This is a genomic window from Xenorhabdus bharatensis, assembly GCF_037996705.1.
Classification (GTDB): Bacteria; Pseudomonadota; Gammaproteobacteria; order Enterobacterales; family Enterobacteriaceae; genus Xenorhabdus; species Xenorhabdus bharatensis.
Genome location: NZ_JBBMXG010000014.1, coordinates 15,795 through 40,296, shown reverse-complemented (window position 1 = coordinate 40,296; position 24,502 = coordinate 15,795). Strand labels below are relative to the sequence as shown.

Sequence of the window (24,502 nt, the reverse complement as noted above, 5' to 3'; positions counted from 1 at the left end):
GGCTTCTCAAAGGTTCTGATGTATTCAGAACCTTTTCAAAACATAATTCCTGCTGGTTGAACAATAGCAAGCTGAGTAATGACACTTGTCAGCCAGCATTAAGATCTTAACGGCGGGCACTTTTAGGTCTGAAGGCTGAGACAATGCTGTCATCAGTTTCGATATAGGGGCCATCTAACAACTGAATGCAATAAGGCACACTGGCAAAAATCCCCGGAACTAAGACCTTGCCGCTATCATCTTTCAGCCCTTCCAGCGTTTCTGCAATAGCTTTAGGCTGCCCGGGTAAGTTAAGAATTAATGCCTGATTGCGGATCACACCTACCTGACGGGATAAAATTGCAGTGGGCACAAATTGAAGGCTGATTTGGCGCATCTGCTCACCAAATCCGGGCATTTCACGATCAGCGACGGCCAGAGTTGCATCCGGGGTGACATCACGACGAGCAGGGCCTGTTCCACCGGTTGTCAGAACCAGATGACAGCCCAATTCATCAACTAATTCGCATAGAGTTTGCTCAATCAGGATTTGCTCATCAGGGATCAGGCGGGATTCTATACTGAAAGGCGTCGTTACCGTTTTTCCCAACCATTCTTCTAATGCAGGTAGACCTTTGTCCTGATAAATACCATTGGAAGCACGATCAGAAACAGACACGAGGCCAATGCGTAATACATTCATGCGAACCTCAATTAACAGAAAATGATAAAAATAGTGAAAGTGAAAAAGGCGACACGGTTATTATGTCGCCTTTAAAGAAGAAAAAATATACACTTCGTCTTTCAAGTTGCCTCTTTGTTGGCTGCGCTCGTTCACCCCAGTCACATAGTTATCTATGTTCCCGGGGATTCTCTCCCTTGCCGCCGCGATGCAACTCGAAATCCATTGGGTATAGCGTACCGCTCAGGACTACAGTAAGTCAGCGATCATGCTCTCAAGTTTACCCTGATCGATAGCAAACTTACGGATACCTTCCGCCAGTTTTTCAGTTGCCATCGCATCCTGATGATGTTCCCAATAGAACTCGGCTTCAGTCATGGTCGCAGGGCGTGGCTTGATTTCACCTTCATAGCTGAGTTTGTGCTCAACTTCGCCTGCTGTTTCAGACAGCTCTTTTAACAATGCAGGAGAGATAGTCAGACGGTCACAACCCGCCAGTTCCAGAATTTCACCGGAGTTGCGGAAGCTTGCACCCATAACAACGGTGTTATAGCCGTGTTCTTTGTAGTACTGGTAAATTTCAGAAACGGAAATCACACCCGGATCTTCGTTTGGTGCGAATTCTTTCTTATCGCTGTTTGCTTTGTACCAGTCCAGAATACGGCCAACGAATGGGGAAATCAGGAAAACACCTGCTTCCGCACAAGCACGAGCCTGAGCAAAAGAGAACAGCAGAGTCAGGTTACAGTTGATGCCTTCTTTTTCCAGTTGCTCCGCAGCGCGGATACCCTGCCATGTGGAGGCCAGTTTGATCAGAATGCGGTCATTGCTGATACCCGCTTCGTTGTACAGTTTGATCAGACGTTTTGCTTTTGCGACACTGGCTTCGGTGTCATAAGACAGGCGGGCATCAACTTCAGTGGAAATACGGCCGGGGATCAGTTTCAGAATTTCCAGACCGATGTTAACCGCCAATTTATCGCCGGCATCAATGATCTGTTGTTCACGGGAATCGCTTTGAGCACGTGCCCATTCAATGGCGTCATCAATCAGTTGGCGATATTCCGGGATCTGGGCAGCGTTCAAAATCAGAGAAGGGTTAGTTGTTGCATCTTGCGGCTGATACAGTTTCATTGCCGCGATATCCCCGGTATCTGCTACAACTGTTGTCAGTTTACGCAGGGAAGTCAGTTTATCGGTCATGTTTAATATCTCATCGTTATACGTAAAATCTTTGGCATTGTTGCCTCGCCATCCTGTGATAATAACATGGTCAGGCTCGGCTCGTAAGCTAGGAAAATCCTATCGTTGTTATTCCCCTTTTTCCGGTTATTTTTGCTAAATTGGAGAGGAAAAGCCTCGATTATTGAGAATAACCATTCAAAAATTCGGAACAAAATCATGCTTATTACTATTTCACCGGCCAAAACACTTGATTATGAAAGTCCGCTTGCCACAAAAAAGTATAGTCAACCTGCATTACTGGAGGAGTCAAAACAGTTAATTGATGTCTGCCGTACGTTAACACCGGCACAAATCAGCAGCTTGATGGGGATCAGCGACAAACTGGCGGGGCTGAATGCTGCACGTTTCGGTGAATGGCAGCCGGATTTTACACCGGAAAATGCCCGTCAGGCGATCTTAGCTTTTAAAGGTGATGTTTATACCGGAATGCAGGCAGAAACGTTCTCAGATGCGGATTTTGATTTTGCCCAGACTCATTTAAGAATGTTATCCGGGTTATATGGCGTTTTACGTCCGCTTGACCTGATGCAGCCTTACCGGCTGGAAATGGGGATCAAACTGGAAAATCCACGTGGTAAGGATTTGTATAAATTCTGGGGGGATCGCATCACGGAAAACCTGAACGCGGCACTGGAACAACAGGGGGATGATGTTCTGGTCAATCTGGCATCCGATGAGTATTTTAAATCCGTCAATACGAAAAAGCTGGCAGCCCGAATGATTAAACCGGTGTTTCTGGATGAAAAAAATGGCAAATACAAAGTTATCAGCTTCTATGCGAAAAAAGCCCGTGGCCTGATGAGCTGGTTTATTATTCAGAACCAATTAACTGATCCTGACCGGCTGGTGGAGTTTAGTCTGGAAGGGTACGCGTTTGATGAATCCTTATCTAAAGAAAATGAGTTAGTGTTTAAACGCTCTGAGCAGAATTGATCAATGTTTCTCCATCGCTGATTGTCACTCCACAGTTATCTGTGGAGTGACAGATACCACGTTATTTCGATACTTTTTCCATCAGGAATTCGCGTAATGTCGCGAAATCAGCAGGCAGGAAGTGGGATAATAAATCCATATCTGCACGTTCTGCTAATTCTTGTGGCAAGGGTAATGTCTGGCCGAGTGTCTCTTCGACACTTTCCTTGAATTTTGCCGGATGTGCCGTTCCCAAGAATAAGCCATATTCACCATCCTGTAACTGATCACGCAGGATACGATAAGCAACCGCAGCATGTGGCTCAGAAATATAGCCTTTTGCTGCCAGTTCTCGCATGGTGTCCTGTGTGGTTTTGTCATCGACAACGCCATTGCCCAGTTCACTGAGTGCCCAGCCTTTACGACGGAACAGTTCTTCAATGCGTGGCCAGTTATTAGGCTGGCTGACATCCATTGCGTTGGAAAGGGTCGCAACGGTCTGATTCGGCAGCCATTTTCCTTCAGCCAGATAGCGGGGAACGGTGTCGTTAACGTTAGTTGCTGCGATGAAACGCTTCACCGGTAATCCCATTGATTTTGCCAGCAGACCCGCGGTCAGATTGCCGAAATTACCGCTCGGAACTGAAATGACCAGTTGGTCACGTTTTTCCGCGGGAATTTGTGCAACGGCTTCAAAATAATAGCAAATCTGTGCCAAAAGACGGCTGATATTAATAGAGTTTGCTGAGTTGAGATGCAGTGCCTGTTTCAGTTCTTCATCATCAAATGACAGTTTAACCAATGCCTGACAGGCGTCAAAGTCACTTTGAATCGCGACAGTATGGATGTTGCCACCCAATGTGCAGAACAGTTTTTCCTGTAGCGGGCTGATTTTTCCTTCTGGATAGAGGATCACAACTTGTACGTTATTCAGGCCATAAAAAGCATGGGCAACCGCCGCACCGGTATCACCAGAAGTTGCGGTCAGAATAGTGACTGGCTGCTCTCCTGCAATCTGGGCCAGAATCTGGGCCATAAAACGGCCGCCAAAGTCTTTAAAAGCCAGTGTCGGGCCGTGATAAAGCTCTAGTGAAGCGATATCATCTTCGACAGTTGATACGGGAGCCGGAAAAGCAAATGCATGCTTAACCCGTTCAGCTAGCTGGTCAGTCGGGATTTCATCACCAATAAAAGCGGAAAGTATACGCTGGCTGCGGCTGACAAAATCCAGTTTTAATAATTCATCAATTTCGGCACGACTGAATTCAGGTAAATCCTGTGGGAAAAATAATCCCTGCTGTTTTCCCAGCCCTTGTTTAACGGCTTGTGAAAAACTGACCTGCTCGTGATTGTCTTTTAAATTATATAATTTCATTATTATCCTACCTATTACCCTACCTGTCGTGCGCCTGCGAGATCCAGACGGCAAATGTGAACAAAACCTTCATCATTTTGTACGTAATGTTGTTGCAGCCATTGAGCGACTTCTTCAGCTATTGCCATTTCATTGCAAATTGCAAACAGTGTCGGGCCAGAGCCAGAAATACTGCATGTCAGCGCACCCAGTTTTTTTACTCCTTCACGAGCATTGGCAAATCCGGGTAAAAGTTGTGTGCGGTAAGGTTCGCCAACGATATCTTTCATTAAGTTGGCGGCTAAACCGGATTGCCGGGTATGGCAGGCATGAATAAATCCGGCAAAATAACGGCCATGATTAATGATATCACTGCGTGAATAGTGAGCAGGCAAAATAGCACGGGCTTCTGATGTAGAAACCTTGATGCCGGGGTAGGCCATCACCCACAGCCAGTCTTCAAAAGCAGGAATGGATTGGCAAACGGCATCTTCTTGCGCCGTGATGAGTTGCAGGCCGCCGAGATAACAAGGGGCGACATTGTCATAATGTACGCCACCGGAAATGCGTCCTTCCAGCTCTCCCATCATCTCCAGTAACTGGTCGCGATCAAAAGGGTGACCAGCATATTCATTTAAGGCGACCAGTGCAGCAACGACTGAACAAGCACTGGAACCCAGCCCGGAGCCTATCGGCATATTTTTTTCCAGCGTCATGGCAACGGGCAGCTCTTTACCCAAACGCTGACAAAAGAGTTGCCAACATTGGTAAACAATATTGTGTTTGGGATTTCCGGGCAGTTTGCTGACAAATTTCCCTTCATTACTTAACGTAAACTTTTCTGCGGCTTTGACTGAAACACAATCGCCAAGCAGTGAGCCATCAACCGGAGAAACTGCCGCACCGAGTACATCAAACCCAACCCCAACGTTTCCGATAGAGGCAGGTGCATAAACCCTGACCATCATTAAACTCCCAATTTCCATGACAAAGTGCGTAATATATCAGCAAAAACACCCGCTGCCGTGACATCATTTCCAGCACCGTAACCACGCAGTACCAGCGGGATAGGTTGATAATAACGGGTATAGAAAGCCAGTGCGTTTTCACCATTTTTAACTTTATACAGTGGATCATTGCCATCAACAGCAGCGATTTTCACCATACAGCGGCCCTGTTCAATAATACCGACATAGCGCAGCACCTTTCCTTGCTCTGCGGCATCTGCTACCCGGCGGGTAAATTCCTGATCCAATTGTGGCAGACGTTGCAGGAAGTCAGTGACATCGCCATTGGAATCAAATGAAGCAGGTAAAACGGGTTCGACGTGAATATCTTCCAATTCCAGTTCATAACCGGACTCACGGGCCAGAATTAAGAGTTTACGCGCAACATCCATGCCGGAGAGATCGTCACGCGGATCTGGCTCAGTGAAGCCTTTTTCTTTTGCCAGCAGGGTTGCTTGCGAAAGCGTCATACCTTCATCCAGCATACCGAAGATATAAGACAGAGAGCCTGACAGGATCCCGTTGAACTGAACCAGTTCATCACCGGCATTCAGCAAATTCTGTAGATTTTCAATAACCGGCAAGCCCGCACCTACGTTGGTGTCATACAGGAATTTACGTTTTGAGTTTTCTGCTGCCCGACGAATCTCACGATAGTAGGCCATGGAAAGCGTATTGGCTTTTTTATTCGGCGTCACAACGTTGAAACCATCACTCAGGAAGCTGGAATACTGTTCAGCGATAGATTGATTAGAAGTGCAATCAACGATAACCGGGTTCAGGAGATGGTACTCTTTTTCAATACGGATTAAACGGCTTAGGCTGAACGGCTCGCTGGCTTCTGACAACGCCTGCTGCCAGTTATCCAGACTGATGCCCTGCATATCGGTTAACATCGCCCGCGAGTTTGCAATTCCGCATACGCGCAGATCGATGTGTTTTTGCTTCAGCCATGACTGCTGGCGACGAATTTGTTCGATTAATGCACTTCCGACACCGCCAACACCGACAACAAAAACTTCAACCACCTGAGCGGTATTGAAGAGCATTTGGTGACAGAGACGCACTGCGGTTGTTGCGTTATCATTGCCAATCACTGCGGAGATGGAACGCTCTGATGAACCTTGCGCAAGGGCGATGATATTGATATTGGCGCGGGTCAGTGCTGAGAAGAAACGGGCGGAGATGCCACGCTGTGTACGCATTCCGTCACCCACGACAGAAATGATGGCGAGATTATCGATAACATCAATAGGATCAAGCGCACCATCTTTTAACTCCAGATAAAACTCTTCTGTCAGCGCTCTCTGTGCTCTGTTCAGCTCTTTTTGCGGTACACAAAAACTGATGCTGTATTCTGATGAAGACTGAGTGATCAGGACAACGGAAATACCCGAACGGGACATCACAGCAAAAACTCTTGCTGCCATACCTACCATGCCTTTCATGCCGGGACCTGAAACGTTAATCATCGCCATATGATTCAGGTTAGTGATCCCTTTAATAAGCATACTGTCGTCTTTTTGCCCGTTCCCGATAAAGGTACCCGGTGCATCTGGATTGACCGTGTTTTTAATCAGGCAGGGGATCTGGAACTGGGCGATAGGGGCAATAGTCCGGGGATGAAGCACTTTTGCACCGAAATAGGAAAGTTCCATTGCTTCCTGATATGACAGGCTTTTCAACAGACGGGCATCGGCAACAGATCGTGGATCACAGGTATAAACGCCATCTACGTCAGTCCAGATTTCACAGCAATCAGCTCGTAAACAGGCCGCCAGCACTGCGGCTGAGTAATCAGAACCATTACGTCCGAGAACGACAAGCTCACCATTATCATTACCTGCTGTAAAACCGGCCATCAGAATAATATGGTCAGAAGGAATATTCAGGGCTGCAATGCGTTTGGAGGATTCGTGAATATCAACAGTGGATTCGAGGTAATGCCCGTGAGCAAGCAGGTTTTGAACCGGATCGATCACAGAAACTTTATGCCCGCGGGCTTGTAATACGGCAGCCATAATCGCAATGGATAATTTTTCGCCACAGCAAATCAGGGAGGCATTAATGCTATCCGGGCACTGTTTTAACAGAGAAATACCATGCAGTGTTTGTTTCAGGTGAGCAAACTCATGCTCCATGAGCTTTTTCAGGTTTTCATAATCGAAATTCGGCTGATGCTCTTTTAACCCCGACAGTAAATCAGTAAATATTTGGATAGTATCGCTGATGTTAGAAACAATATCCTGCCCTGCAACTGTCTTAGCGACCATTGCCACCAAATGGTTTGTGATTTTTGCGGGGGCAGAAAGGACTAGGGCAACCTGCCCAAGGGGTAGCTCACTTTCAGCGATGTCGGCCACACTCAGTACGCGTTGGTAGTTTGCGACTGAAGTGCCTCCAAATTTAAGTACACGCATGGGTATTTCTCTCCTGACTAATGACTTACTGTTAAAAAAGCGTCAAAAAAAAGCCCGTATCTTGTTGGATACGGGCTTTTTACTATTTTATGTTATGCGTCAGCCCGCACCGTAACCTGTAGTTCCGGTGGTAATCGTGGTGATTGTGTTTGCAGTGATTACTTTTGACGTAATTGTATTTTTCGGGCTGATGTCTCGCATGGTTTCCTGTCTGTCTTTTTATTCTGTTCGACCCCTATTGGTTAAAGGAAACTGTGGTCGAAGTCAAATAATTTTTAAAATTACAGAGGGAAAAAACGCCATTTTCTGTGCTGTAATCGTTCAAAGTATCTTTAACTGATTTGGTCATTATCCGGCTTCAAATATTTTTACTAGCATTTAATTTTATAAAAAACATATTTTGTAATTATTTCGTCTTTATGATAAAACACGCTGATTTTAACATTTGAGTGTTGTGTGATCTCTTTAGAGGTTGGAGATAACACTGTTTTTCATTAACATAAAATCACCAAAAATATAACAATATTGTTAATTTAAAATTAACAATTACAAATAATGTTAACGTGCTACAATTGATTTTGATATGTATCAACAAAAGTTGGTTTTTTTAGAGGGCAAATGCATTACTAGCTGTTATATTGCTGTTAATAGACTAATATAGCTCCTGTTCTGATTGGGTTTTTTAGGTATGTACTCCCAGAGAAAAGTAACAGGTGCTTTTAGCGTAAAACATATCAACAACATTTATTTTTAGACATGAGCCGCGTTTTCTGTGATTCAGAACGAGAACAGAATATTTTCTATTAATAATAACGGCTTATGTCATACAGGTTCTATTTTTTTAGCGATTTTAGGTAGCAACTATGCAAACCCCGCACATTTTGATTGTTGAAGACGAAATTGTCACACGCAATACCCTGAAAAGCATTTTTGAAGCTGAAGGGTATGTTGTTTATGAAGCCACTGATGGCTCAGAAATGCACAACATTTTGTCAGATAACGATATCAACTTAGTGATTATGGATATCAATCTGCCAGGCAAAAACGGGTTACTTCTTGCCCGTGAATTACGTGAACAGGCGAATGTTGCCCTGATGTTTTTAACTGGGCGTGATAATGAGGTGGATAAGATACTTGGGCTTGAAATTGGTGCTGATGACTACATCACTAAGCCTTTCAACCCACGGGAGTTAACAATTCGGGCACGTAACCTGCTTTCCCGTACGATGAATCTGAGCCATGTAGGTGAAGAGCGTCGTCAGGTTGAAAGCTATAAGTTTAATGGCTGGGAGCTGGATATTAACAGCCGTTCTCTGGTCAGCCCGATGGGAGATCATTATAAACTGCCACGCAGTGAATTCCGTGCGATGCTCCATTTCTGTGAGAATCCGGGGAAAATTCAGACTCGTGCAGAATTGTTGAAAAAAATGACCGGGCGTGAGTTGAAGCCACATGATCGTACTGTCGATGTGACTATCCGCCGGATCCGTAAACATTTTGAATCTACACCGGATACGCCGGAAATCATCGCTACCATTCATGGTGAAGGTTACCGTTTTTGTGGCGATTTAGACGACTAATCGATACCACACCTGCCTCCGATTTATTCGAAAAAATATCGTATTTGTAAAAATACCTTATCTTTTAAAAAGCCCTGAACACCTAATGGTGTCAGGGCTTTTAACCAATCAAATAGATGATTGGTTATATTACCTTACTCTTTCCACGGCATAATCGGTACGGCACTGATGGCATTCTTTGGTGAGCCATCAATAACTTTATCGGAATAAGTCAGATAAATCAGAGAATTACGTTTTGGATCGAAAAAGCGAACAACCTGTAGCTTTTTAAATACCAGCGAAGTTCTTTTCTGAAAAACTACCTGCCCTTTTTTCGGGGATTTAAGGATTTTTTCTGCTACTTCGATCGGGCCGACCTGTTGACAGGAGATTGCGGCATCAGAAGTATCTTCCGCTAGTCCCAGACCTCCTTTGATACCTCCTGTCTTTGCTCGGCTTAAATAGCAGGTCACATTTTTAACATCAGGATCATCAAAGGCTTCAATGACTATTTTGTTATCCGGGCCAAAGAATTTGAACACAGTATCAACAGAACCTATCTCTTCAGCGTGCAGGATCATTGGAGAACACAACAGGACAACAGCAATCACTATTTTCTTAATTGTTACCATATTTAGTCCACTTTAATTAAATAAATGCAGTGAAAATATCCAGTACTAGCATATAATGCGAATGAATGATTTTTGTAACGCCATTTGATTAGTTTATGTATCTGCAAAGAAAAACATGGCATTATAGCTGAATATACATGTGAAACGAGTAAACAAAAGGGCTTTAAACTAACCTTCAGAATTCCAATAAATTTCTAAATAATGCGAAAAATTATTTCTTTAACGAAAGCCGCTGGAATCGAAGGTCAGATAGTTTTCATCTACTAATATAAACAGGTAGGAGAGGATTATCTAATTATTGATCTTTTCATTTGTTGTAAAGGATCCTAAAGCTAAGCTTGCAAATGATCAGATTTACTATTAGTTTATTCCAAGATTTTTCTTGTTTAATTTGGTGTCAGGTCTTTATCCATTACGATGATGTCATGGGGCTTTGTTTTATAATGCAAGAGAAAATGCCGCTAATCTTAGGTGTGGCAATAAAATAACGTTTGTTTGGATAGCCACAATAATAGATATTGCTGTCATGACAGGGAAATGGACTGTGTTGTGAAAACGACGGTATGCCTGATGAAGTGAAAAATCAGGCAGTTAAAATCATCTCAGTGTTTGGAAATGATAGGTGCTCATTATTAATCAATCTATATAGCATTTTCATCCTTAAATTTTTTTATAACAGTCAGTTATCTTACAGTTGTATGGTTTTCTTTTTGTCTTGATGAATTAGGGAGATGTATGGATCAAACCAACATCATTCGAGATCTGCTGCATTGGCTGGATAATAATCTGGATCGTCCGCTGTCCCTTGATCATGTTGCAGCAAAAGCAGGTTATTCCAAGTGGCACTTACAGCGCATGTTTAAGGATGTTACAGGACAAGCGATTGGTTCTTATATCCGAGCCAGACGGCTGTCTAAAGCTGCTGTTGCGCTGCGTTTGACTGGTCGCGCCATTCTGGACATTGCTCTGCAATATCGTTTTGATTCTCAACAAACCTTTACCAGAGCATTTAAAAAGCAGTTTAATCGGACGCCAGCTTCTTACCGCCGAAGTGAAGAGTGGTGTGCTAGCGGGCTTTGTGCTCCTATTATGTTGGATAACAAACCGTTACCTGAACATAAGTTTGTGATTCTGGAAGATCAATTGCTGACGGGTATTGAGCATAGTTGCTCTTACACTCTGGAGCAATGGTCAAAAGCCTGTACGGACATGCGCCACAATTACTGGATTTCCTATTTGCAACACGCTGAAGTCTTACCGCCTAAATTGTATGGCTTGCATCACTCGACCATCAGCACGGAGCATGAAGATGAGCAGACAGTTTTCTATACCACGGCAATAGAGCCGGAGTATGCAACCTTTGACACCAAGGATAGCCAGCCGGTTGTTTTGCCGGGTGGGGAGTACATTTCATTCAGTTATTTTGGTAAAGAAGATCAGCTCGATGAGTTTCTCTTCAATATCTACACTGTCTGTTTACCTCAATTAAATATTACCCGCAGAAAAGGGTATGATATTGAGCGATACTATCTGACTAATCTTGAAAGGAAAAAATTGCAGGATGAGTCTCAAAGCCACGTTGTGGAATTTGAATATCTCATCCCGATTCAGCGCTAACCTTGCAGCTCATCTAGCGCGGGCATATCCAGATGTGTGATATCGCCCGCTGTTTCAACGATCCAGCCAGAAGCCAGCCATGGGCTATCCTGATAATCCACTCTTGAGATAGAACAGTTTCTCAGCCGTAAACGACGTTCAGAATTAGCCGGTAATCCTAAAATTGAACAGACCAGACTGACTAATGCCATCCCGTGGCTTACCAGTAAAGGACGGCTTCCGGCTGGCAGGTTACGGCAACTTTCCAGTGCGGCACGCATCCGTTCGGATAACTCATTCATGGATTCGCCTTCTGGTATCCGCCCATTTGGTGTACCATCAACGAGACTTTTGCGCCATGTCTCTTCTTCTTGGGTCAGGGAGTTCAGATCACGGTTTTCCAGAACACCCATGTTTATTTCCCGCAAACGAGGCTCTAATATCACTTCACAGCCACAAGCTTGTGCGATAATTTCTGCGGTTTGGCGTGTGCGACCGAGGTCACTAGTGATAACATGTGTGATGTTCTCTGATTTCATTTTTTGTGCTACCAAGAGTGCCTGACGTCGTCCGGTTTCAGTTAATGGGCTGTCAGATTGTCCCTGAATACGACGAGCCAAGTTCCATTCTGTTTCGCCATGACGAACAAGATATACCTGTAACATATTTATTTTCCGTTATACTGCATCATGAAATAGTTCAAAGGATTACTTATTTATTATGTACCATGTTATTGCTGCAACCACTAACCCTGCGAAAATAAAAGCGATTAGCCTTGCATTTGATGATGTTTTTGGAGCAGGAACATATCGTATAGAAGATGTCGATGTAGATAGCAGTGTTCCTCAACAGCCAATTGGTAATACTGAAACTCGTACTGGTGCCCGCCATCGGGTTATGGCTGCTCGTCAGGTTCGGCCGGAAGCCGATTTTTGGGTCGGTGTTGAAGCCGGAATCGAAGATGACATGACATTTGCCTGGATGGTTATTGAATACAAACAAATTCGGGGTGAATCGCGTTCTGCCAGCCTGATGCTGCCTGAAAAGGTACTGGAAGGCATTCGCGAAGGGCGTGAGCTTGGTCACGAAATGGCTTATTTGACCGGTGTTGATAATATCAAACAGAAAGGTGGGGCAATTGGCTTTTTTACCAATGGTATCCTGACTCGCACTAGTGTTTATCATCAGGCATTGATACTGGCTCTCGTTCCTATTCATCATGAAATTTACAAAGATATTGAATAACCAACTTTTATGATTCAGTCACAGAAGGCCATGAAGTTATGGCCTCTGCCTTTATACATTTCGTCTTTCAAGTTGCCTCTTTGTTGGCTGCGTTCGCTCATTCCGATCACATAGTTATCTATGCTCCCGGGGATTCACTCTCTTGCCGCCGCGACACACCTTAAAATCCATTGTGTATAATAATATCGAAATACTCTTTTCTAACCGATTATTGCGACAATAGATTTACTTCAATAATTGTGTTTCCAGCCATTCTTTGACGTGAGCTGGCGCTGATTTCAGGCTATTTGAACCACGCGTGATCGTTGCAATCCCAACACTAAGTTCGTTTTTCAGCTCGCGCTGGCTCATTTGCCCTCGCATTAATTCTTGAATAATCCGAACTCTGGTCGAGAGTGCTGTACGTTCATCGGGTGTCAATAATAACTGCAAAATCTGATGTTGCAAATTTTGTTCGAATGCTGTTTGTAATAATTTTACAAAAGCAAACCAGTCATCTCCCTCTTCTGGGGAAAGTGCAGGGTCAATCAAATGATTTTGTGTCATAATTTTCAGCCATACTATTTAACTAGTACAAAATGATACCATAAGAGTATCTGAGATTAGTACCGTCTTTGCCATTCTGAATCCGTTAATACATTAACTAATTTTCCCATAAAATTATGGTAAAACATGTCATAAGCCAGAACATTTTTGACGTAATTACGTGTTTCAGCAAATGGAATACTTTCGATGAATGCGATGGCATTGATGTTTCCCGCACTGTTGGCCAGCCAACGCTCAACATTTCTGGGGCCTGCATTATAAGCAGCACTGGCGAGTATGCGGTTATAGCCGAAACTCTGGTACACCGATTCCAGATATGCAGTGCCAATTTTGATATTCATAGTTGGGTTCATCAATTGGTTACTGCTGGCGTAGCCATCAATCTTTTTACTCTTTGCGGTATGCTCTGCTGTTGCTGGCATGAGTTGCATTAACCCGCTTGCCCCTTTTGATGAGCGAGCCTGTGGGTCCCACGCACTTTCCTGTCGTGCAATAGCCATGGCATAACTTTGTGAAATACTTTTATCTGAGGTGAAATGAGCAAATTCATTTTTCCATGCCAGAGGAAAGCGCTCTTCAAGATGATCCCACATTTTTCCGACAATCGTAGCCTGCACACTGAGGGTAGGCCAGTTCTGCTCAAAAGCGTAGCGGGCGAGCTGTTCTTTTTTTGTGCTGTTTTGCGTTGAAACTAGGTTGATCCATTCTGAACGAGCCAAATCATCCATATCCCAATACATTAATTCACGTATCCGTTTAATCTGTGGCAACTTCGCAATAGAAGCGTCAGGCCTTTCTGATTTATTGATAACCAGAGGATAGGGCAGATGTAATTTCTGTGCTGCTACCATAGGATAGAAACCACGGTGCTCCATCAGCTTACGTAGGATTGAATCTCCTTCTTTTTTCTTTCCTGCATTCAGCAAAGTGATGGCGCTCCAGTATTGCCATTCATCTTTTTGCAGGACATTTTTAGGTAACAGACTTAGCCATGCCGCTAACCCTTTTTCATCAGCATTCCTGAGTGCCAGACGGGCACGACGTTCGATTAATGTGCTCGAATGTGATTCACGAATTGCGTTATCCCGCCACTTTTCCTGTTCCGATGTAATCTCTCCCATTAATTGCCAGGCCACGATATCTTTTAATTTCTGCCTTTCTGTTTCATTCATTTTTTGTGCCCGGGCGATAAAAGGAATACTGAGCCGGGCTTTTTCAGTATTTTTACGGGCAAAATGGGAAAACGCATGAGTGACAAAAAAGCGGGTAAAATTCGTAGGTTTTACGGTTTTGGCAAAATGTTCAACAGATGTGGGATCATTTTGTAGTTTTTCTAACTGAATCTTTAGGCTATGGTAGTCGAAGGGTAGGCGATTAATAAGATAATTGGCAAGTGTCGTGTTATTCTCGCTTACGGCAAGCTCGATACGTTGCAATATTAAATTCACGGACAAATACCCGGAACGTTCCCAGACGTTCAGCAAACTATCACAATCCTCGGGTAACGAACTACCACGTAACCAAAGTTCTCTGGCACCTTCCCACGCCGTTTTTTGTTTTCCCGTTACCCAATGAGCAAAATAGTAATTACAGCTTGCTGCTACGCTATTGGGTTTATGGGGGCTGAATGCCAGAAGGCTATGCCAGTTTCCGTCACTCGCCAGTAAATTGATATATCGTGATGACAGGGAATTAGCGGGTGGCAGGGTTGGGTGAGTGTCAATAAAATGGCGTATCTGCTGAGGAGATGTCGTTTTTAGATTATGAACTAATTGCCGATATTCAAGATAAGGATACAGAGGATAATCCTTCAGAGTGGGCATCAACCGTTCAACTTCTTTCATGTTTTTCGCATCCCATGCGAGTTTTATTGCCTGATACCGCTTACGCTGAGCTTCCAGAGAATCAGCCTGTGCTATACCAACAACAGAAGCCAGACTGACAGCCATGATAAAATGCTGCCACTTATTTATAGTCACATATTCCTCCAGAAAATTGACGGTAACGAACAATACATTAATGGTTTTAATTATAATAATATTGACGTGTTTTATCATACAGAATGAATGTAAAAATTAGTGGTTTGATTGCAAGTTTAGGTAAGAAAAAAGATATGATTTAAATATTATTGCCATAATCGGTTATTAATTTATTTGATTTATGCAATACGTTAATTATTTCAAACAGATGATAAAATAGAAAAGCTACATTTAGGTATTCTTGAATCCCAATGAATTTTAAGGTACATCGCGGTAGCCTGAAAGATAAAGAGTCATTACCTCACCTCTGTTTGATCGCGTGAAAAGAATGCTAAACAGGTAGCAACACGACGGCATTAATTTAGGGTAGAATACGCCATCCAAGCCCCTTAAACGTCAATGAATATTATATATTCCCTTAATTATCAAAAAGGTACATTACTTTGGCTCAATATGTTTATAGTATGCACCGGGTTGGAAAAATTGTTCCCCCGAAAAGGCATATTCTGAAAAATATCTCTCTTAGTTTTTTCCCCGGAGCAAAAATCGGTGTTCTTGGTCTGAATGGTGCTGGTAAATCGACCTTACTGCGTATCATGGCGGGCATTGATAAAGATATTGAGGGGGAAGCCCGCCCACAGCCCGGGATTAAAATCGGTTATTTGCCACAGGAGCCTAAACTTAATCTTGAGCACACTGTTCGCGAAGCGGTAGAAGAAGCCGTTGGCGAAGTGAAACATGCGCTGACACGTCTTGATGAAGTGTATGCTGCATATGCCGATCCTGATGCGGATTTTGACAAGTTGGCAAAAGAGCAGGGTGAACTGGAAGCGATTATCCAGTCTCACGATGGTCATAATCTGGATAATCAGCTTGAGAGAGCGGCGGATGCTCTGCGTTTACCTGCATGGGATGCTAAAATTGAGCACCTGTCAGGGGGTGAACGTCGCCGTGTGGCAATTTGTCGCCTGCTGCTGGAAAAACCAGACATGCTGCTGCTGGATGAACCAACCAACCACCTTGATGCAGAATCTGTGGCGTGGCTGGAACGCTTCCTGCACGACTATGAAGGTACTGTCGTTGCTATTACCCATGACCGTTACTTCCTCGATAATGTTGCTGGTTGGATTTTGGAACTTGACCGTGGTGAAGGTATTCCGTGGGAAGGTAACTATTCTTCATGGCTGGAGCAAAAAGATGCTCGTCTGGCGCAGGAAGCTGCTTCAGAAGCGGCTCGCCGTAAATCCATTGAGAAAGAACTGGAATGGGTTCGCCAGAATCCAAAAGGGCGTCAGGCTAAAGGTAAGGCACGTTTGGCTCGCTTCGAAGAGCTTAACAATGTTGAGTATCAAAAGCGTAATGAAACCAGTGAGTTGTTTATTCCACCAGGCCCACGTCTGGGAGACAAAGTACTGGAAGTCAGCAACCTGACCAAATCTTATGGTGATCGTGTTCTGATCGATGACCTGAGTTTTTCTCTGCCAAAAGGTGCGATTGTCGGGATCATTGGTCCGAATGGTGCCGGTAAATCAACTCTGTTCCGTATGCTGTCCGGTCAGGAACAGCCTGATTTCGGTTCAATCGCGCTGGGTGAAACAGTGACACTGGCTTCTGTTGACCAGTTCCGCGATGCTATGGACGATAAGAAAACCGTATGGGAAGAAGTTTCCGGTGGGCAGGATATTATGCGCATTGGTAACTTTGAGATCCCAAGCCGCGCCTATGTTGGCCGCTTTAACTTTAAGGGTGTGGATCAGGGTAAGCGCGTGGGTGAATTGTCCGGTGGTGAGCGTGGTCGTCTGCATCTGGCAAAACTTCTACAAGTTGGTGGCAACATGTTGCTGCTGGATGAACCAACCAATGATCTGGATATTGAAACACTGCGCGCGCTGGAAAATGCTCTGCTGGAATTCCCGGGCTGTGCGATGGTTATTTCCCATGACCGTTGGTTCCTTGACCGCATTGCAACGCACATTATCGATTATCAGGATGAAGGTAAAGTGACTTTCTTTGAAGGAAACTTTAGCGAATACGAAGATTACAAGAAGCGCACTCTGGGTGCTGAAACACTGGAACCGCATCGTATTAAGTATAAAAAAATCAGCAAGTAAAACTGATTTCAGTGAAATAGAAAACGGCCTGATATCAGGCCGTTTTTTTAAGGAAACTACAATCAGGATACCATTACTCTTCGTTCCTGAAAGGACTCATATGTCTTAACAATTTTACCGCTTTCCAGAGTAATCATGCTGTCAGCATATTGAATCAGGCGCTTATCCTGAGAGGCGATAACGACGGTGCCTTTCTGCTCATGAGCGATAAATTTAAAGATATCAATAAACATCCTTAATTCCTGATGATTCAGGTGACGAGTCGGTTCATCAGCAAACAAATACTCAGGTCTTTTCACGATGGCTTTTGCCATAGCAGCTCGCTGTCTTTCATTTTCAGAAAGCTCACCTGGATAGTAACGGCTCTTATCACCTAATTTCACAATATCTAACGACTTCTGTGCAATTTTTACTGCCAGTTCCCGGGAAAGGGATAATCCGTAAGAGTTGGACAATAACAAGTTATCTAACAACGTAAGTTCACTGGATAAATTAAAACTCTGAAAAATGAACCCACTACTTTGTGAATGAAACTGACCTAGCTCGGAATCACTCATTAGTTTTAGCTTGTTATTATTAATGAATACATCTCCTTGATCTGGTTGTAACATACCCGAAGCAATCGATAGCAATGTGCTGTTTGTAGATGCTTTCGGCCCTGTTATCAAAGTAATTTCACCTGGTATAATAGAAAATGTGATGTCTGAAATCATTTCATAATTAACTGTATTACCAGTTAAACCATATGAAATATTGATAACTTCAATCGATTTAAATTGATTTAAGTTCATATTCTCAACACAATTAGGTTAAAAAGTTAAAGCTTTTTCCTTAAATATGTTATCTAAATCTATTTACAGTATTATTAATATCAATAAGACATAGTATGAATTTAAATAGTTCACATATGAAATATCTCGGTAATAATATACTAAACTTATGTCAATTATTATTTACAATTATTATATGATAAATGAGATATTTCTTAGTCTTAGAGTAAAATGTTAATGATGTTCGTCGTTACTAAGAAAAAGACAACATACATAAAAAAGGTATAAATTATTCTGTTTTTATTCCAATTTTATAATAAGGAAAAAAGTCATTTTACTCATATAAAAAATATAATGTTTTTTTTACATCACCTCCATCCTTAATAAAAATCACATGTAAAATGTGTGGTTATCATTGATAATAAAAGAATTTTATATAGATAAATCAACAGGTCCGTCCATTAAATGACTTATCTCCTGACAATTCAAGCCCAAACGGAGAAACCTAAGCATCAAAAAATATTATTAACACAATCTATTTTGTTACTGTTGTAAAAATAACTAAACGAAACATTTAATTAGAGTACAATCGAAAATAAAACATAAAATAACGAAAATTGCTATAGAAAATAAATCATTTTAATTAATCATTACACTAATAACAGTTTAGGCTAATAGTATATATACTTTAATCTTTCAAGTTGCCGCCCGGTATAATTGTTTATTTTCGGTTGCTGCAACTTGAAATTTATTTGTGAGAATATGAATAATTGTTAAGATGCTAACATTTCCTGAACCAGTTCTACACACTGAAGAAAACGTTGATCATAATCGGGTGAGTTAACACACACATAATCAATATTGTTTTTCTTCAACATACTTTCAAGCAATTGCTGAAACGCTTTACGATCTTGCTCACTTCCCAGGCTTCTTAACCCATCAGCGACCCAAGGCGTGTTATTTTCTAACAGGATGACCAAATCAAATCGATATTCATCAATCAGTGCCTGAACGAAAGGATGCTCTTTCCCTTCATAGCGCTTACAAAATGCTTGTGTTGTGACGAAATCCGTATCAATAAAAGCAACTTTGTTTGCGTATTTTACACAAAAATCAATATATTGAGCGTGACCTAAAGCTATTTTATCGTAATCAGAGTATTGCAGCGCCATCTCATCTCCCCCTAAATGGGAAAATACATACTCACGCCCATATTCCCATGCACTGGTTGTGTTAAACATATTTGCCAGTTTATTGACCAGTGTGGATTTCCCGCTGGATTCGCCTCCGAGAATGGCAACCGTGCGTACAAAGAAGGGTTTTACTTCTGTCGGAATATATTCCCAATAGTGGAAAGGTGCCTGCCGTATCTGGCTACCACTGATATTCATAAATGAACGTTGTGGATCGACAAGAATAGTTTCAATGCCAAAATGCTCTTTATAAAGGGGAACGTCTTGTGCTTCGCTGGAATAGATATACTGAGGATTAATGCCTTTTGCAGACATAAATTGTTTTGCGCTCTGACTCCATTTTTCCCAGCCGTTTGGGTAAGGTTCTATTCCTTGTTCATCAAAAGAGTGGATATGAATATTTTTTTGATATTTAAATGTTTGCAACAGCCATCTCAGGCGATCACTGACAGTCGGTTGCTGAGACATGGAACTGTTGATAAACAACTCCCGATCCCGTAATTCATCGTAACAGAGAAAAACGTGCAATTCATCGACCTGACTGGATGCTCGCTGGATCAAATAGATATGCCCAGTATGTAACGGGTAAAATTTACCAAACACAACACCGATAGTTTTCTTTTCCATAGGGTACGCCAATCCTAAATATTGATGAAGAGATGCTAATTTCTGTGCACTCGGGCTTTTTATCTTGCCGTTAATGAGCTGGCTTAAATAGCCTTTTGTCATGCCACTTGCATCAGCAACTTGTTGTAAAGTGTGATTCGCCTGTTTAATTGCCTCTTTTAAATAGTCAAATTGCTCCATATAACCCCCTATGTTGTTTAGTATACTAAACAACATAGCATGCCTACAGGGAAAGGTACAAACAAAACAGGCCGGTTATCGGGCTATACACAATGGATTTTAAGGTGAGTCGCAGCGGCAAAGGAGAGACAAATCCGTTGGAAACGAATTCGTCCAGCCAATAAATAGGCAACTTGAAAGACGAAGTGTATATTAATCATCCAGCTCATCAAGAACAGACAAAGCATCTGACAATTTTTTAACGCCGAATACTTTCATGTCAGGTAATGATTTTTTGGACATATTGGCATAGGGCACAATTGCCCGTTTAAAGCCATGCTTAGCCGCTTCTGAAATACGCTCCTGACCGCTGGGAACAGGGCGGATCTCTCCTGCCAGCCCGACTTCACCAAAGACAACCAAATCACGGGGCAGTGGACGGTCACGGAAGCTGGAAACTAAAGAAAGCAATAAAGCAAGGTCGGCGCTGGTTTCTGTGACTTTCACCCCCCCCACGACGTTAACAAAGACATCCTGATCAGCCATTTGCAAACCGCCATGTTTGTGTAATATTGCCAGCAGAATTGCCAGCCGGTTCTGCTCCAACCCCACCGCTACCCGACGTGGATTAGGCATCATAGAGTGATCGACCAGTGCCTGAATTTCTACCAGCAAGGGGCGGGTTCCCTCCCAGACAATCATGACAGAACTGCCGGAAGTAATTTCATCACCACGGCTTAAAAAGATAGCGGAAGGGTTATTGACTTCCCGTAGCCCCTGTTCCGTCATGGCGAACACGCCCAGCTCATTAACTGCACCGAAACGGTTTTTATGGCTGCGGAGAGTACGGAAACGGGAGTCGGCTTCACCATCCAGCATCACTGAACAGTCAATACAGTGTTCCAGTACTTTCGGGCCTGCCAGAGAGCCATCTTTCGTCACATGGCCGACCATAATGATCGCAACTCCCCGGGTTTTGGCAAATCGGGTCAGATAAGCGGCTGTTTCTCTGACCTGTGCCACACTGCCGGGAGAAGACTGAATATCCGCCATATGCATAACCTGAATGGAGTCAATAACCATCAGTTTAGGTTGCTCTTGTTCGGCAATCAGGCAAATCTGCTCAATACTTGTTTCTGACAGCATGTTCAGTTTATCTGTCGGCAAGCCTAGCCGGTGTGCTCTCATTGCGACCTGCTGTAACGATTCCTCACCGGTGACATATAAGGTTTTCATTTGTTCAGATAGCAGGCACATGGTTTGCAGTAACAGAGTACTTTTCCCCGCTCCCGGATTACCACCGATCAAAATAGCGCTACCGGGAACGACGCCTCCACCCAGCACACGGTCAAACTCTTTAAATCCGGTCGAAAATCGGGGCAACTCTTCCAGACTGATTTCAGAAAGTTTTTGTACTTTGCTGACTCCGCTATCCCCTGCATAACCGCTGAAACGTTCATTGCGGGGAGAGGACGCTGCGGCTAAACGGATTTCCGTGATGGTATTCCATGCCTGACATGCAGTACATTGCCCCTGCCAGCGGGGGTAATCTGCCCCACATTCGTTACAGACAAATGCCCGTTTTGCTGCTTTTGCCACTCTATTCTCCCTCTACTTTCAGATATGACGGCTTAAATAATTTTAACGTTCTTCGTGTTTCAGTCCACCACTCAGAACACACAGAACGCCCATTAGATCCGCATGGCGAATACCGACTTTAGCATGCGTATACACCTTTGGTTTTGCATGATAGGCAATGCCCAGACCTGCTTTGCGGATCATTTTCAAATCGTTGGCACCATCGCCTATGGCGACAGTCTGGCTAAGAGGGATATCCAGCTCTTTTGCCAGCCGTATTAGTGTGGTGGCTTTGTATTTCGCATCAACAATCGGCCCTTTGATTTTGCCGGTTAATTTGTTGTCCTTTATTTCAAGTTGGTTAGCAACGGAGGCAAAAAGGCGTAGTTTTTGGCGCAGAGTATCGGCGAAGAAGGTAAAACCGCCAGAAGCAATAGCGACATGCCAGTCGAGGGATTGCAGTTTGCGGACAAGGCTGGTTAAACCGGATGTAAGAGGCAGAGTGTCCATGACTTGCTGCAATATTGCGGCATCAGCACCGGCCAGTTGAGCAACCCGTTGATGCAGGCTTTCTGAGAAATCTAACTCCCCCTGCATGGCCCGTTCTGTAATTTCAGCAACTTTATCACCCACACCAGCCAACCGTGCAATTTCATCAATACATTCAATCTGAATGGCAGTTGAATCCATATCCATGACTAATAAGCCCGGTGAACGCAGACGTGGGATCTGCCCCAACGGAACAACATCAAGGCAGCATTCATCTGCCAGTCGTTTGATACGTGGCGACAAGCTGCCGGCAATACGAACAACCTGATAATCATCAATGCGCCATGAGGAAACAACAACAATAGCCACTCCCAGACGATGCTGAAAATCACTGATCCGCTGTTTATCCAGATTACGGCCATACAGCAGCCAGCCTCTGTCCCCTGCTCGGTAATCCAGTGGCATAACTTCATCTCCACTGAGAGATAGTGGTAATCCCGGCCATTTATGGATTTCATCGGGTAAGTAACGATAGGCCAGATTGTTGGACATGAATATCGACTCCTGTAATTCCATGTAATAAATAAGGCAGGCAAAAAATGCTTTTCAAACTATCCTATCACTACTGCATCTGGCAACATGGAATGTAACGAGCATTAGGTGGGATAACTATGAGTAAAGCAAAACTAAAATTTCGACTGCACAAAACCGCAATTATCTTAATATGTATAGCATTATTGGTCTTGTTGATGCAGGGTGTATCCTATTTTAGCCGTTCACAGCAACAGGCCCATATGGATCAGTTTGAAGATCTGGCAAGGACACTGGCAAAACAGGTTGCATTCAGCTTGTCTGTTTATATGGAGAATGGCAGTAAGGAAGTCAATAATCAAAAAATTATGGATAACCTGAACTATTTAACTAATAAAAGTCGTATTCTCGATGCCAGTGTTTATCTGGAAAACGGAACACAGGTTGCGCGGAGTGGTGAATTGGTTTCTGTTCGTGAGCGGTTATCTTTGGATGGTAAAAAAGCGGGCAGTTATTTCAATCAGCAAATTGTGGTTCCTATACCGGGTAAAAATAAACCGAAAGGTTTTCTGCGCCTGACTCTGGACACACACAGGTTGGCAACGGAAGCCAAGCAAGTGGATAATACGACTAATTTGCTCAGGGTTATGTTGCTATTAGCTCTGGCGATCGGTTTTATTCTTGCCCATAATTTATTACAGCTAGCTCCCAGCCGTTGGCAGCAATCCCCTTATTTGTTGACGGCTAAAACTAAATCATCGGATGAAAATAATAAAGAAGATGAACCTGCCCGTTAACTGGCATTGGCGTCAGAATTCTCTTTATTTAAAAAAAGCGATTTAAATAAAAAGTTCTTTAAGAAATAGTTATCCGGGCAGAAAAGAAACGGTGCTGTATTGCTCAAAATGAGACTAAACACAGCGCTGTTCCTTACCGCTATTTATCGTAATACAATTTGACGCAAATAGAATAAATCACACAATGTAACAATGCTGCCGCTATTGAACCATAAAAAATGATGGTGTGATGTGGCAGGGATGAACTGAGCAGCGGAATATGGTCAAAACGGAAAACATACATATGAAAAGAAATCGCCAGAATTGTCAGTATAATTCCTGAAACATTGTGATAAACATGATGCGATAATAAAAGACGCTTTATTAAAAAGAAAAAAGGGATAAGCATAAATAAAGAAATTATTATGTAAGTCATTATCATTTACTCCGGTATTATAAAATTTCGCCATGAAAATGTTTTCTGATTATCACTATAAATAAACGTATTCCTTTTATTAACCCTTGTTTTCCTTTTCCGCTGTGCAATCTATTTTTGTCTTATCTAAAGTGATGCAGTAAAGATAGACCTCACTTTATATATAGATACTAAATATAGTGATTATTTATATTTCCTATAATGTTAATGAGTTTTTTAATTATCATTCCCACTATGAGAATATAGGAATATTCTGCTTTTTATCTATGTCAGTATTCAGTGATTGAATCTTAGAGGTAATGCAAGGCCAATTATCAGAAATAATAATATGACTAATGCCGTATTTATTAAAACAGACAAAGGGTGTTTTGGTTGGGTTAAAACCGGCTCTTTAACTTCTGTGCTTTTTTCGTCTAATAAATACTGATTATCATAAATACCCGAAAGTATTTCTTCAGCACGTTGATGCTCAGAGGCATGAACCAGTAATTTCACACCACCAAAGGCATAGGAGCACATATAAGTATTCCATACCACTCCCTCATCTATTATTTGGACATAGATGCCTTCTGATAGCATTCTGCCCCGAATAATATGAGCTTCTATCGGCGACATAAACGTTGCCAGATATTGCATAGATCCTCTTTCTGGAGAGATATTCCACATAAGCACTCCT

Annotated in this window: 20 protein-coding genes and 1 other annotated feature; of the genes, 6 read left to right on the top strand and 14 right to left on the bottom strand. The window is 42.9% G+C overall.

The genetic code is table 11. From position 1 onward, the window contains the following. Positions 1-106 precede the first annotated feature (106 nt). Together mog and tal are read right to left on the bottom strand one after the other, a co-directional pair. Positions 107-682, bottom strand: a complete 576-nt coding sequence (gene mog / locus AAC855_RS13975) for a molybdopterin adenylyltransferase (RefSeq protein ID WP_340610412.1) — start codon at positions 680-682, stop codon at positions 107-109. 228 nt (positions 683-910) lie between these two features. Then, the gene (gene tal / locus AAC855_RS13970) at positions 911-1,864 is read right to left on the bottom strand and encodes a transaldolase (RefSeq protein ID WP_340610411.1); all 954 of its coding nucleotides are present in this window, start codon (positions 1,862-1,864) and stop codon (positions 911-913) included. 198 nt (positions 1,865-2,062) lie between these two features. On the opposite strand from tal, the gene yaaA reads away from it, so the two are divergent. After that, on the top strand, positions 2,063-2,839 hold the full coding sequence (gene yaaA, locus AAC855_RS13965) for a peroxide stress protein YaaA (protein ID WP_340610409.1): 777 nt from the start codon (positions 2,063-2,065) through the stop codon (positions 2,837-2,839). Positions 2,840-2,900: 61 nt separating this feature from the next. On the opposite strand, the gene thrC is transcribed toward yaaA, so the two are convergent. Genes thrC through thrA form a run of 3 tightly spaced genes read right to left on the bottom strand, consistent with a single transcriptional unit; the run spans position 2,901 to position 7,599 of the window. Next, positions 2,901-4,193 (bottom strand): threonine synthase, encoded by a 1,293-nt coding sequence (gene thrC / locus AAC855_RS13960; protein WP_340610408.1) that lies wholly within the window; start codon positions 4,191-4,193, stop codon positions 2,901-2,903. A gap of 14 nt (positions 4,194-4,207) precedes the next feature. After that, positions 4,208-5,158, bottom strand: coding sequence for a homoserine kinase (gene thrB, locus AAC855_RS13955; RefSeq protein ID WP_340610406.1), 951 nt, complete (start codon positions 5,156-5,158; stop codon positions 4,208-4,210). Further along, a complete protein-coding gene (gene thrA, locus AAC855_RS13950) occupies positions 5,140-7,599 on the bottom strand; it encodes a bifunctional aspartate kinase/homoserine dehydrogenase I (RefSeq protein ID WP_340610404.1) in 2,460 nt (819 codons plus the stop codon). The genes thrB and thrA overlap by 19 nt, the downstream gene beginning before the upstream one ends. 43 nt (positions 7,600-7,642) lie before the next feature. Next, positions 7,643-7,758 (bottom strand) — a sequence feature (Thr leader region). A gap of 704 nt (positions 7,759-8,462) precedes the next feature. Here thrA and arcA point away from each other — a divergent pair. Beyond that, entirely contained in the window at positions 8,463-9,179 is a 717-nt protein-coding gene (gene arcA, locus AAC855_RS13945) for a two-component system response regulator ArcA (RefSeq protein ID WP_340610403.1), read from the top strand. 134 nt (positions 9,180-9,313) lie between these two features. On the opposite strand, the gene creA is transcribed toward arcA, so the two are convergent. Continuing rightward, positions 9,314-9,790 carry a protein CreA gene (creA, locus tag AAC855_RS13940; protein WP_340610402.1) on the bottom strand — a complete coding sequence of 159 codons (477 nt, stop codon included), beginning with the start codon at positions 9,788-9,790 and terminating at the stop codon, positions 9,314-9,316. A 735-nt stretch (positions 9,791-10,525) separates the two neighbouring features. Between creA and robA the strand changes: the two genes are divergently transcribed. Continuing rightward, the gene (gene robA, locus AAC855_RS13935) at positions 10,526-11,407 is read left to right on the top strand and encodes an MDR efflux pump AcrAB transcriptional activator RobA (RefSeq protein ID WP_340610401.1); all 882 of its coding nucleotides are present in this window, start codon (positions 10,526-10,528) and stop codon (positions 11,405-11,407) included. Here the strand turns inward: robA and gpmB are convergent. Further along, on the bottom strand, positions 11,404-12,051 hold the full coding sequence (gene gpmB / locus AAC855_RS13930; protein ID WP_340610400.1) for a 2,3-diphosphoglycerate-dependent phosphoglycerate mutase GpmB: 648 nt from the start codon (positions 12,049-12,051) through the stop codon (positions 11,404-11,406). The genes robA and gpmB overlap by 4 nt on opposite strands. Positions 12,052-12,106: 55 nt before the next feature. On the opposite strand from gpmB, the gene yjjX reads away from it, so the two are divergent. Continuing rightward, positions 12,107-12,631 carry an inosine/xanthosine triphosphatase gene (gene yjjX / locus AAC855_RS13925; RefSeq protein WP_099108792.1) on the top strand — a complete coding sequence of 175 codons (525 nt, stop codon included), beginning with the start codon at positions 12,107-12,109 and terminating at the stop codon, positions 12,629-12,631. A 225-nt stretch (positions 12,632-12,856) separates the two neighbouring features. Here the strand turns inward: yjjX and trpR are convergent, their stop codons facing one another. Both trpR and sltY read right to left on the bottom strand, forming a co-directional pair. Further along, positions 12,857-13,177 carry a trp operon repressor gene (trpR, locus tag AAC855_RS13920; RefSeq protein ID WP_340610398.1) on the bottom strand — a complete coding sequence of 107 codons (321 nt, stop codon included), beginning with the start codon at positions 13,175-13,177 and terminating at the stop codon, positions 12,857-12,859. 56 nt (positions 13,178-13,233) lie between these two features. Next, entirely contained in the window at positions 13,234-15,150 is a 1,917-nt protein-coding gene (sltY, locus tag AAC855_RS13915; protein WP_340610508.1) for a murein transglycosylase, read from the bottom strand. Between the two features lie 449 nt (positions 15,151-15,599). Here sltY and ettA point away from each other — a divergent pair, with 449 nt between their 5' ends. Continuing rightward, on the top strand, positions 15,600-17,267 hold the full coding sequence (gene ettA / locus AAC855_RS13910) for an energy-dependent translational throttle protein EttA (protein WP_340610397.1): 1,668 nt from the start codon (positions 15,600-15,602) through the stop codon (positions 17,265-17,267). Positions 17,268-17,329: 62 nt separating this feature from the next. Here the strand turns inward: ettA and AAC855_RS13905 are convergent, their stop codons facing one another. From AAC855_RS13905 to serB, 4 genes are all read right to left on the bottom strand, one after another. Beyond that, positions 17,330-18,058 carry an ATP-binding cassette domain-containing protein gene (locus tag AAC855_RS13905; protein WP_340610396.1) on the bottom strand — a complete coding sequence of 243 codons (729 nt, stop codon included), beginning with the start codon at positions 18,056-18,058 and terminating at the stop codon, positions 17,330-17,332. A gap of 752 nt (positions 18,059-18,810) precedes the next feature. After that, positions 18,811-20,037, bottom strand: coding sequence for a multifunctional transcriptional regulator/nicotinamide-nucleotide adenylyltransferase/ribosylnicotinamide kinase NadR (nadR, locus tag AAC855_RS13900; RefSeq protein ID WP_340610395.1), 1,227 nt, complete (start codon positions 20,035-20,037; stop codon positions 18,811-18,813). 192 nt (positions 20,038-20,229) lie between these two features. Then, complete coding sequence (gene radA, locus AAC855_RS13895) at positions 20,230-21,615, bottom strand: DNA repair protein RadA (RefSeq protein WP_340610393.1); 1,386 nt, start codon at positions 21,613-21,615, stop codon at positions 20,230-20,232. 42 nt (positions 21,616-21,657) lie between these two features. After that, the gene (gene serB / locus AAC855_RS13890; protein ID WP_340610391.1) at positions 21,658-22,635 is read right to left on the bottom strand and encodes a phosphoserine phosphatase; all 978 of its coding nucleotides are present in this window, start codon (positions 22,633-22,635) and stop codon (positions 21,658-21,660) included. Positions 22,636-22,754: 119 nt separating this feature from the next. Between serB and AAC855_RS13885 the strand changes: the two genes are divergently transcribed. Then, positions 22,755-23,411 carry a YtjB family periplasmic protein gene (locus AAC855_RS13885; RefSeq protein WP_340610390.1) on the top strand — a complete coding sequence of 219 codons (657 nt, stop codon included), beginning with the start codon at positions 22,755-22,757 and terminating at the stop codon, positions 23,409-23,411. 691 nt (positions 23,412-24,102) lie between these two features. Here the strand turns inward: AAC855_RS13885 and AAC855_RS13880 are convergent. Then, a complete protein-coding gene (locus AAC855_RS13880; protein ID WP_340610389.1) occupies positions 24,103-24,492 on the bottom strand; it encodes a putative signal transducing protein in 390 nt (129 codons plus the stop codon). Positions 24,493-24,502 lie beyond the last annotated feature (10 nt).